Source organism: Cellulomonas sp. IC4_254 (assembly GCF_011603975.1).
Lineage (GTDB): Bacteria > Actinomycetota > Actinomycetes > Actinomycetales > Cellulomonadaceae > Cellulomonas.
Window position 1 is genome coordinate 1 of record NZ_JAANNB010000196.1, and the last position, 7,101, is coordinate 7,101.

Annotated in this window: 5 protein-coding genes; 2 read left to right on the forward strand and 3 right to left on the reverse strand. The window is 77.1% G+C overall.

Annotated features, from left to right (window positions below):
• Positions 1-1,853 (forward strand): ABC transporter ATP-binding protein (locus tag G6556_RS15790; protein WP_205693591.1); only part of this gene is annotated, 1,853 nt, incomplete at its 5' end.
• Positions 1,850-3,628: a thiol reductant ABC exporter subunit CydC gene (cydC, locus tag G6556_RS15795; RefSeq protein WP_166943521.1), complete on the forward strand. Its 1,779-nt coding sequence runs from the start codon at positions 1,850-1,852 to the stop codon at positions 3,626-3,628. The genes G6556_RS15790 and cydC, both read left to right, overlap by 4 nt.
• A gap of 194 nt (positions 3,629-3,822) precedes the next feature.
• Here cydC and trmB read toward each other — a convergent pair whose 3' ends face one another.
• The 3 genes from trmB to G6556_RS15810 all read right to left on the reverse strand — a co-directional run bounded on the left by trmB (position 3,823) and on the right by G6556_RS15810 (position 6,968).
• Positions 3,823-4,644 (reverse strand): tRNA (guanosine(46)-N7)-methyltransferase TrmB, encoded by an 822-nt coding sequence (trmB, locus tag G6556_RS15800; RefSeq protein WP_166943524.1) that lies wholly within the window; start codon positions 4,642-4,644, stop codon positions 3,823-3,825.
• Positions 4,645-4,682: 38 nt separating this feature from the next.
• Positions 4,683-5,465: a VOC family protein gene (locus G6556_RS19705; protein WP_166943527.1), complete on the reverse strand. Its 783-nt coding sequence runs from the start codon at positions 5,463-5,465 to the stop codon at positions 4,683-4,685.
• 183 nt (positions 5,466-5,648) lie between these two features.
• The gene (locus tag G6556_RS15810) at positions 5,649-6,968 is read right to left on the reverse strand and encodes a UDP-glucose/GDP-mannose dehydrogenase family protein (RefSeq protein WP_277344780.1); all 1,320 of its coding nucleotides are present in this window, start codon (positions 6,966-6,968) and stop codon (positions 5,649-5,651) included.
• Between the last annotated feature and the right edge of the window lie 133 nt (positions 6,969-7,101).

Genomic DNA, 7,101 nt, shown 5'->3' on the forward strand with positions numbered 1-7,101 from the left:
GTCGCCCCGGCGGCCACCCGGGAGGTGGCCACCCCGGTCGCCCCGGTGGTGCACCCCTCGGCCCGCCGCAGGTGCCGACCCCGCCGCTGTCCCGCCGCGTCAGCCTGCTGCCCGCCGTGCTCACCTGGGTCGTCGCGGCCGGCACCACCGCGGTCTACCTCGCGCTCGGCGCGGTCCTCGACGGCGCCCGCACCGGCGCCGGCGTCCCGGTGGGTGCGGTCGTCGCGATCGTCGCCGGCGTCGTGGCCCTGGCGGCCGCGGCCTTCGCCGGCCCCCGGCTGAGCCTCGGCTCGGTCGGCCGGCGCGAGGTCGAGCGCCGCGACGCGCTGCTCGACCAGATGTTCCGGCTCGGCGTCGCGTTCCGGACCCAGGAGCGCTCCGGCCGGTTCGTGTCCACCGCGACCGACGGCGTGGAGCGCGCCGCGTCGTACGAGGTCACCTTCAAGTTCCCGATCATCGCGTCGATGACCGTGCCGGTGATCGCGCTGGTCGCGCTCGGCGCGGCGGTCGACTGGGTGGTGGCCGGCTGGCTCGCGCTCGCGCTGCCCGCGATCCCGCTGCTGGTCAACGGGTTCCAGAAGCTGTTCCGCAGCGTGTCCGTCCAGTACCGGATGACTGCGCGCCGGTTCGCCGCGCAGTTCCTCGACGCGATCCAGGGCCTGCCGACGTCGACCGCGTTCAACCGGGCGGCCGCCAAGGGCGCCGAGCTGGCCCGCAGCGCCGAGCAGCTGCGCCGGATGGTGATGCGGCTGCTCGCCGGCAACCAGGTCGTCCTGCTCGTCATCGACGCGTCGTTCTCCCTGGCGATGGTCGCCGCCGCGGCCGGTCTCGCGATGGCGCGGCTCCGGGACGGGGCGATCACCCCGGGGCAGGCGGTCGCGGTCGTCCTCGTGTCGACCGTCCTGCTGGAGCCGCTCGACCGGGTCGGGCAGTTCTTCTACGTCGGCATGGGCGGGCGCGCGGCGGTCCGCGAGATCGACGCGGTCCTCGCGCAGCCGGCCACCGCCGGCGACGCCGCCGGGGTGCGCGCGCCCGCGACCAGCACGTTCCACGTGGCTCCTCGCGCGGCCGAGGGGGAGGACGGTGCCCGCCCCGAGGCGGTCGCGCTCGACCACGTCTCGTTCGCCTACCCCGGTGGTCGCCCGGTGCTCGACGACGTCTCGTTCACCGTCCCGCGCGGCGGCCGGGTGGCGCTCATCGGGCCGTCCGGTTCGGGCAAGAGCACGGTCGCCGCGCTGGTCCAGGCGCACCTGCGACCCGGGTCCGGGGCCGTCCGCGTCGGGGGCCACGACGCCACCGCCGTTCCCGTCGAGTGGGTGCGCGCGCAGACCGCCGTCGTCGCGCAGACCACCTACCTGTTCACCGGCACGCTGGCCGACAACCTGCGGCTCGCCGCGCCCGACGCCGACGACGAGCGGCTGTGGCACGCGCTCGCCGAGGCGAACCTGGCCGACGACGTGCGCGGCTTCCCCGACCGGCTGGCCACCCGGGTCGGCGAGCGCGGGCTGTCCCTGTCCGGCGGCCAGGCCCAGCGGCTCGCGGTCGCCCGCGCGCTGCTCAAGGACGCGCCGGTGCTGCTGCTGGACGAGCCGACCAGCCAGGTCGACGCCGCGTCCGAGGCCGCGCTCGTGGACGCGCTCGACCGCGCCGGCGAGGGGCGCACCGTCGTCGTGGTCGCGCACCGGCTCAGCACCGTCCGCGGCGCCGACGAGGTGCTGGTGCTCGCCGAGGGGCGCATCGTCGAGCAGGGCCCGCCGGACCGGCTCGGCGGCATCGACTCGTACTACGCCCGCGCGCTGGACCTGTCCGGCGTCGGCGCGGGCCCGCTCACCGAGCAGGAGGCCCGCCCGTGAGCGCCGCCACGCAGCCCCGCCCCGTCGCGCCGGCCGGCCCGGCGGGTGCCGCGGCCGACGTCCCGCTGACCCGGGCGGCGATCTCGCGGCGCCTGATCCGGTTCGGCCGCCCCGTGCTGCCCCCGCTGGGGGCGTCCCTGGTCTGCCGCGTGCTCGGCCAGCTGCTCGGCATCGCGCTGCTCGGCGTCTCCGCGTGGGGCGTCGCGCGGGTCGCCGAGGACCCGGCCGCGCCGATCGCGCCGGTGGTGTGGACGCTGGTCGTGCTGTCGCTCGTCAAGGGCGTGCTGCGCTACCTCGAGCAGCTGACCGGGCACGCCGTCGCGTTCCGGGCGCTGGCCATGCTGCGCGTCGACTTCTACGACCGGCTCGCCCCGCAGTCGCCGGCCGGGGTGCTGTCCCGGCGCACCGGCGACCTGGTCAACCGCGCGACCAAGGACGTCGACCGCGTCGAGGTGTTCTTCGCGCACACCCTGGTGCCGGCGGTCAGCGCCGTCGTCGTGCCGGTCGTGGTGCTGGTCGTGCTCGCGGTCGGCTACGACCCCGTGCTCGCGCTGGTGCTGCTGCCGTTCCTGGTCGTGGTCGGCGCCGTCGTCCCCGGCTGGGGCCGCACCCCGAGCGCGGCCGCCGCCACCCGGGTCCGTGCGGCGCGCGGCCGGCTCGCCCAGCTCGTCACGGAGTCGCTGCAGGGCGTCCGGGAGGTGCTGGCGTTCGGCGCCGCGGGTCGTCGCCGCGCCGAGGCGCGGGACGTCGCCGCCGAGGTCGACGCCGGGCTCGCCGGCCTCGCCACCTGGACCGCGCGCCGGCGCGCCGCCAACTCGGTGCTCATGGTGGGCGCGGTCGCGACCGTCGCCGTCGTCGGGGCCGCGCGCGTGGGCTCCGGCGCCCTGGACTGGCCCGCGTACGCCGTCGCGGTCGTCCTCGCGCTGGCGGTGTTCACCCCGGTGCTCGCCGTCGAGGACGTCGCGCCCGACCTGGAGCAGGCGTTCGCCGCGGCCCGCCGGATCTGGCGGATCACCGACGCCGCCCCGGCCACCACCTCGCCCGCCGACCCGGTGCCGCTGCCCGACGGGCCGCTCGACATCCGGTTCGAGGGCGTGGGCTTCACCTACCCGGCGCCCGACCTGGACCCGGACGACCCGGCCGCGGACGCGCTGCGCGCCGTCGAGCGCCGGCCGGTGCTCACGGGGCTCGACCTGCACGTGCCGGCGGGCAGCACGACCGCGGTCGTCGGCTCGTCCGGCTCGGGCAAGTCCACCCTGGTCAACCTGCTGACCCGCGCGTGGGACCCGGACGCGGGGCGGGTGCTGCTGGGCGGCGTGGACGTGCGGGACGTGTCGCTCGAGGTCCTGCGCCGGCACGTGGCCGTCGTCGGCCAGAGCACCTACCTGTTCAACGACACGCTCGCGGCCAACCTCCGGCTCGCGGCGCCCGACGCCACCGACGCCGAGCTGGAGGCGGCCTGCCGGCGCGCGGCCCTGCACGACGCGATCACCGCGATGCCGGACGGCTACGACACCCGCGTGGGCGAGATGGGGGAGCGGCTGTCCGGCGGGCAGCGGCAGCGGGTCGCCATCGCGCGGGCGCTGCTGCTCGACGCGCCGGTGCTCGTGCTCGACGAGGCCACCAGCCAGCTCGACGTCGCGACCGAGGCCGAGATCCAGGACGCGCTGGCCGAGGCGGCACGCGGGCGGACGGTCCTGGTGATCGCGCACCGCCCCGGCGCCGTCCGCACCGCCGACCGCGTCCTGCGCATCGACGACCTCACCCGCGCCTGACCGCCGGCCGGCGCCGGGCCACCGAGTGCCCATGCGACACGTCGAGTGCCTATCCGCGGGGTGGGCACTCGACGTGTCGGGTAGGCGCTCGGCGGGCGCGCCCGCGCAGCCGCCCGCCCGGCACGCGGTGCAATCGGCACCGGGCATCCGGCCGGGCGCGGGGCGCCGGTGCCGCGGGGTCAGGACGTGCGGGGTCAGGACGTGCGGGTGGCGATGACGTCGTGGGACGGGCGGCCCGCCTGCTCGCCGCGGCGCTCGAACTTGGTGACCGGGCGGTGCGCGGGCCGCGGGGCGTAGCCGCCGTACGGGTTCGTCAGGCCGGGGTCGGCGGCCACGACCTCCAGCATCTGCTCGGCGTACTCGGCCCAGTCGGTGGCGCAGTGCAGCGTGCCGCCGACCCGGAGCCGGGTGCGGAGCAGGGCCACGTGCTCCGGGGCGATGATCCGGCGCTTGTGGTGCCGGGCCTTCGGCCACGGGTCGGGGAAGAACACGTGCACGGCGTCGAGCGACCCGGTCGCGATCGTCCGGCGGACCAGGTCGAGGGCGTCGCCGTGCGCGACCCGGACGTTGCCGAGCCCCTGCTGCTCGACGAGCACGAGCAGGTTGGCGATCCCGGGCAGGTGCGCCTCGACGGCGAGGTAGTCCCGGCCGGGGTCGGCGGCGGCCATCGCGGCGGTGGCGTCGCCCATCCCGGACCCGATCTCGAGCACCAGCGGCGCTGTCCGGCCGAACAGCCGGACAGCGTCGAGGGTGCCGTCCGGGCCGGTCGGCGGCAGGCCCAGCGCCGGGTCGTGCACCGAGAACCCGAACCGCGGCCACAGCCGGTCGAGGGCGTCGGTCCGCCGCTCGCCGAGCGCCGCGCGCCGCGGGTGGAAGGTGCGGACCGCGTCGCCCTCCGTCTTCGGGGCGTGCCGGAACGCGTCGGCGGTCCGCCCGTCGCCGGCCGGGCCCTCGCCGGGGGCGCCGGGGTCGGCGTCGGCCGTCGGGGGAGCGGGGCGGTCGTCGGGCTCGGGCACGCGTCGAGGGTAGCCGCGGCGGCCGGTCGTCCGGCCGGTCACGCCCCCGCTGCCGCCGCCTCCTCGCCGGTGCTCGGCCCCATCAGCCCGAGCCGCTCGCCGAACGGCCCGGTGATCGACGCGACCCGCCCGTACGGCGAGTCCTCGGCCGGCAGGTGCACCCCGCCGCCGAGCCGGGTCGCCGCCGCGACGACCTCGTCCGTGTCGGCGACCCGCACGTACAGACACCACTCGGTGCGGTCCCAGCCGCCGCCGATCCCGGCGACGGGCTCCCCGTCGAGCAGCAGCGTCGTGTAGTCGAAGCCCGGCGCGCTGATGTCCTGCAGCGCGTAGTCGAACACCGCGGGGTAGAAGGCCCGCGCGGCGGTCGGGTCGGGCGACATGTGCTCGGCCCAGGCGATCGCGCCGGGCTCGTCGACGACCTCGGCGCCGAGGGAGGTGCCGGCCTGCCACAGCGCGACCGCGGCGCCGGCCGGGTCGGCGAGCACGGCCATCGCCCCGAACGCCATGACGTCCATCGGCCCGGCGAGCACGGTGGCGCCGGCGGCGGCGGCCCGGTCCGCGGTGCCGGCGGCGTCCGGCGTCGCGAGGAACGGCAGCCAGGCGACCGGCGCGTCCGGGTCCGGGCGGTAGCCGTTGAGCGCCGCCGCCCGCCGCCCGCCGACGAGCGCCTCGGAGTAGAACCCCGTCTCGGCCGGGCCGACCTCGAACTGCCAGCCCAGCAGCGCACCGTAGAACTGCCGGCCGAGCTCCAGGTCGGGCACCGCCAGCTCGGCCCAGCAGGGCGTTCCCTCGGGCCAGGGCGTGTCGCGCACGGTCATGTCGTCCCCCTCGGTGGGTCGGGCGCGGGCCGCGACGGCGCCGCCGGACCCCATCAGACCACCGCCCGCCGACACCCGGCCAGCACCCGGCCACCACCCCGGGGACGGCAGAGGGGCGCCCCGACGGGCCGGCGCTCCCTCCGCGCGCCGACCCGCCGGGACGCCCCGTCCCGTGGCCGCCTGTCAGGCGGCGGGCCGCCCCAGACCCGCGAACTCCCAGCCGGCGGTGCGCCAGCGGGTCGGGTCGAGCTTGCCGCGCGCGTCGACGACGCGGGGCGTGGCGGTGAGCGGCGCGAGCTTGTCGGCGTCCGCGTTCGCGAACTGGTCCCACTCGGTGAGGACCAGGACGACGTCGGTGCCCTCGACGGCCTCCTCGATGGAGGTCGCGTAGGACAGCGTCGGGAACGACCGGCGAGCGGTGTCGCCGGCCTCCGGGTCGAAGACGGTCACCTGGGCGCCGCGCAGGTGCAGGGCCGCCGCCACGTTCAGCGCCGGCGAGTCGCGGACGTCGTCGGTGTCGGGCTTGAACGCCGCGCCGAGCACGCCGACCCGGCGGTTCAGCACCGATCCGCCGCAGGCCTCGACCGCCATGTCCAGCACGCGCTCGCGCTGGCCCATGTTGATCTCGTCCACCTGCTGCAGCAGTGCCGAGGCGCGGTAGGCGCCGAGCTCGTTGGCGCGGTGCATGAGCGCGCGGATGTCCTTCGGGAGGCAGCCGCCGCCGAAGCCGAGGCCGGCGTTGAGGAACTGCCGGCCGATGCGGATGTCGTGCCCGAGGGCGTCGGCGAGCACCGTGACGTCGGCGCCGGCCGCCTCGCACACCGTGGAGATCGCGTTGATGAACGAGATCTTGGTGGCGAGGAACGCGTTCGCGCTGACCTTGACCAGCTCGGCGGTCGGCAGGTCGGTCACGACGACCGGGGTGCCCTCGGCGATCGGGCCGGCGTAGACCTCGCGCAGCGTCGCCTCGGCGCGCTCGGAGGTGCCGCCGAGCACGATGCGGTCGGGGTGCAGCGTGTCGTCGACCGCCTTGCCCTCGCGGAGGAACTCGGGGTTCCACACCAGCTCGAGCGAGACGCCGGCCGGGGCCTGCGCCGCCACGAGCTCGCGGAGGCGGGCCGCGGTGCCGACCGGGACGGTGGACTTGCCGACGATCAGCGCGTCCTTCGTCAGGTTCTTCGCGATGGTGGTCGCGGCGGACTCGACGTAGGACAGGTTCGCGGCGTGGCTGGTCTTCATCTGCGGCGTGCCGACGCAGATGAAGTGCACGTCGCCCCAGGCGGCGGCGGACGCGAGGTCGGTGGTGAACCGCAGCCGGCCGGTGTCCAGGTGCTTCTCCAGCAGCGGGTCCAGCCCGGGCTCGAAGAACGGCACCTTGCCCGCGGCGAGGGCGTCGACCTTGCCCTGGTCGACGTCGGCGCCGAGGACCTCGAAGCCGAGCTCGGCCATGGCGACCGCGTGGGTGGCGCCGAGGTAGCCGGTGCCGTAGACGGCGATCTTCAGCGGGGCGGCGGGACCGCCGCCGGTCGAGCCGGCCTCGGGCTCCTCGACGGGCAGGTCGGCCGCGGCCAGGCCCTCGGCGGACAGGGCGGCGGCGGAGAGGGACGCGTCGTTCATGGCAGTGCTCCTCACGGTG

Coding starts and splice junctions, on each gene's coding strand:
- G6556_RS19705 (WP_166943527.1), bottom strand. CDS start 5,465: ATGACCGTGCGCGACACGCCCTGGCCCGAGGGAACGCCCTGCTGGGCC.